This is a genomic window from Xenorhabdus bovienii, assembly GCF_024721015.1.
Taxonomy (GTDB): Bacteria; Pseudomonadota; Gammaproteobacteria; order Enterobacterales; family Enterobacteriaceae; genus Xenorhabdus; species Xenorhabdus bovienii.
In genome coordinates this window covers 1-2,063 of record NZ_JANAIF010000177.1, presented here as the reverse complement: position 1 = coordinate 2,063, position 2,063 = coordinate 1, and the positions used below count along the sequence as shown (strand labels likewise).

5 protein-coding genes and 1 pseudogene are annotated in these 2,063 nt (G+C 45.1%); all 6 read left to right on the top strand.

The genetic code is table 11. The features are described 5' to 3' along the window. Nucleotides 1-138 (top strand): annotated as a pseudogene (locus NXS07_RS19660) (phage holin family protein); the annotation flags it as partial. Continuing rightward, entirely contained in the window at nucleotides 135-545 is a 411-nt protein-coding gene (locus NXS07_RS19655; RefSeq protein ID WP_258087476.1) for a structural protein, read from the top strand. The pseudogene NXS07_RS19660 and the gene NXS07_RS19655, both read left to right, overlap by 4 nt. Continuing rightward, on the top strand, nucleotides 542-1,006 hold the full coding sequence (locus NXS07_RS19650) for a lysis protein (RefSeq protein WP_258087475.1): 465 nt from the start codon (nucleotides 542-544) through the stop codon (nucleotides 1,004-1,006). Before NXS07_RS19655 ends, NXS07_RS19650 begins: the two co-directional genes overlap by 4 nt. 12 nt (nucleotides 1,007-1,018) lie before the next feature. Next, nucleotides 1,019-1,204, top strand: coding sequence for a hypothetical protein (locus NXS07_RS19645; RefSeq protein ID WP_258087474.1), 186 nt, complete (start codon nucleotides 1,019-1,021; stop codon nucleotides 1,202-1,204). A 321-nt stretch (nucleotides 1,205-1,525) separates the two neighbouring features. Next, entirely contained in the window at nucleotides 1,526-1,804 is a 279-nt protein-coding gene (locus tag NXS07_RS19640; protein WP_258087473.1) for a BRO family protein, read from the top strand. Next, nucleotides 1,801-2,025 (top strand): DUF2560 family protein, encoded by a 225-nt coding sequence (locus NXS07_RS19635; protein WP_258087472.1) that lies wholly within the window; start codon nucleotides 1,801-1,803, stop codon nucleotides 2,023-2,025. Before NXS07_RS19640 ends, NXS07_RS19635 begins: the two co-directional genes overlap by 4 nt. Nucleotides 2,026-2,063: the final 38 nt, after the last annotated feature.

Below are 2,063 nucleotides of genomic sequence, written 5' to 3'. Positions count from 1 at the left end.
GGACTGATAGGCGGATTTATCAGTCTCGAAGCGGGACTGAGTTTATACCTGATGTTCGTTAGTGCTGGCGTGTCCGGCGCAATGGGGAGCATCGCCCTAACCTATTTCTGGAACAGACTGACAGGTGAACAAAGATGAGCAGAGGCATTCGTAATAACAATCCAGGCAACATTGACCACAACTCAGCGAATAAGTGGCAGGGTCAGTTGCCCTATGACCCGAGTATAGAAAAGCGGTTCTGTCGGTTTGAGTCGGCTGAGTATGGGATCCGGGCATTATTCAAATTGCTGAGAAATTACCAGAACAAGCACCAATTGCATTCGATTAGAAAAATCATCAATCGCTATGCGCCCCCTCATGAGAACAACACCGAAAGTTACATTCAGTTCGCGGCTGAAAAGGTCGGTGTCTCTGCGGATGAGAGGATATCTACTCAGGACAAGAAAATCCTGTTTGCGTTGGCAGAAGGCATTATCAAGATGGAGAACAGCAATCAGCAACCCTATCCAGAGGCAACGTTTGAGAAAGCGTTTGAGCTTTTATGAAATGGAAAGTTAAAGCTGTTGCAGTAGTAGTCGGTATCGTTCTGATTGGCTCGGCTGCATATTCCATCTATTCAGTGTATGCGGAAAATGGGCGGCTCACTGGCGAGAAAAAGTCACTGACTACTCAGCTATCAGAGAAAAACGCCATCATCACCAATCAGCAAGAGCGAATTACGTATCTTGCTGAACTCGATACCAAACACACTCAGGTACTCGCCAATGACAAAGCTAAAATTGACACTCTTCGGGCTGATGTTGCCGCTGCTCGTCGCAAGCTGCGCATCCAAGCCGTCTGTCCCGTGCGTGAAACCACTTCCTCCGGCGGCGTGGGCGACGCAGGAACCCCACAACTTACAGAAGCAGCTCGACAAGATTATTACGATCTCCTCCGAATGATGGCGGAGAACGAACGGCAAACTAAGTACTTGCAAGAATACGTTAATACTGAATGTAAACAATGAATCGAGGTCATTATGTCAACAATTATGAAATACTTTGAATACTCACATCTACCAGCGCACTTACAAGAAATCAGTAAGCCTATAGGTGATTTAGCTCGCCTAATGGACGAATCATTACCTAATGGTCCTGAAAAAGCAGCAGGACTGCGTAAGCTATTAGAAGCTAAAGATTGTCTGGTAAGGGCAAAATTAGGCTGATTATCTAATTTCTGGCAGCTTCACATTGCCACCTCAGAGCAAATGATTCTGGGGTTGCAGGAGTATGTTAGGACACAGTGTCACAACCATTAGGCAAATTTGATTTTTAATCTGGTGTAATCCCACCACATTAACAATCAATAACCCCATGCCATCAGTTAACGCGGGTGGCTTTTTTGTATCTGAGTTCCGCGCACTCACCGCGCAATAATCCACACAGAACCTTACAGAAAGTCGAGCCTGAGAAATGCCGTTAATTGGTGTTTTCTGTGGGCGGCATTTCTGGTGAGCAGGTTCGCTTTTCTATAAGGAAAATACCCGATGAGCACAGCATTAACTTTCAAAGAACATGAGATCACTCCGTTTGATAATAGTGATAACAAGATTTGGTTCACTGGTGAGCATCTGGCTGAATTGCTGGGTTACAAAGACAGCAAGAAAGTAGCAAATCTTTACAGTAGGCATAAAGATGAGTTTACCGAGAGCATGAGTACCCTTGCCAAAGTGAGGACCTCGGAAGAATCAATGGCTTACGGGTGTTTGTTATCAGAGGTTCGCTTGTATTCTTTACGTGGCGATATAGCAGGAAATTCCAAATGACAGAATTAACACCATCACAACGAATGAGGTTGGAGATACTCCGACTGGTAATGAACGACACAGCAGCGGCTCAGAAAGCGATTGAGTTTATCGGTGACGATACATTGCGATTCGAACTATTCAAAGACCAATACAAACTCGTGCAAACCGAGTCCGGTGTTGTGGCCAGAACGGATAAATCTATTCGCAATGCTCAAGAGGCATTGAGTCTATTCAAGTAGTTCATCACACAGCCTATTCATAGAGTGGGCTGGATAAT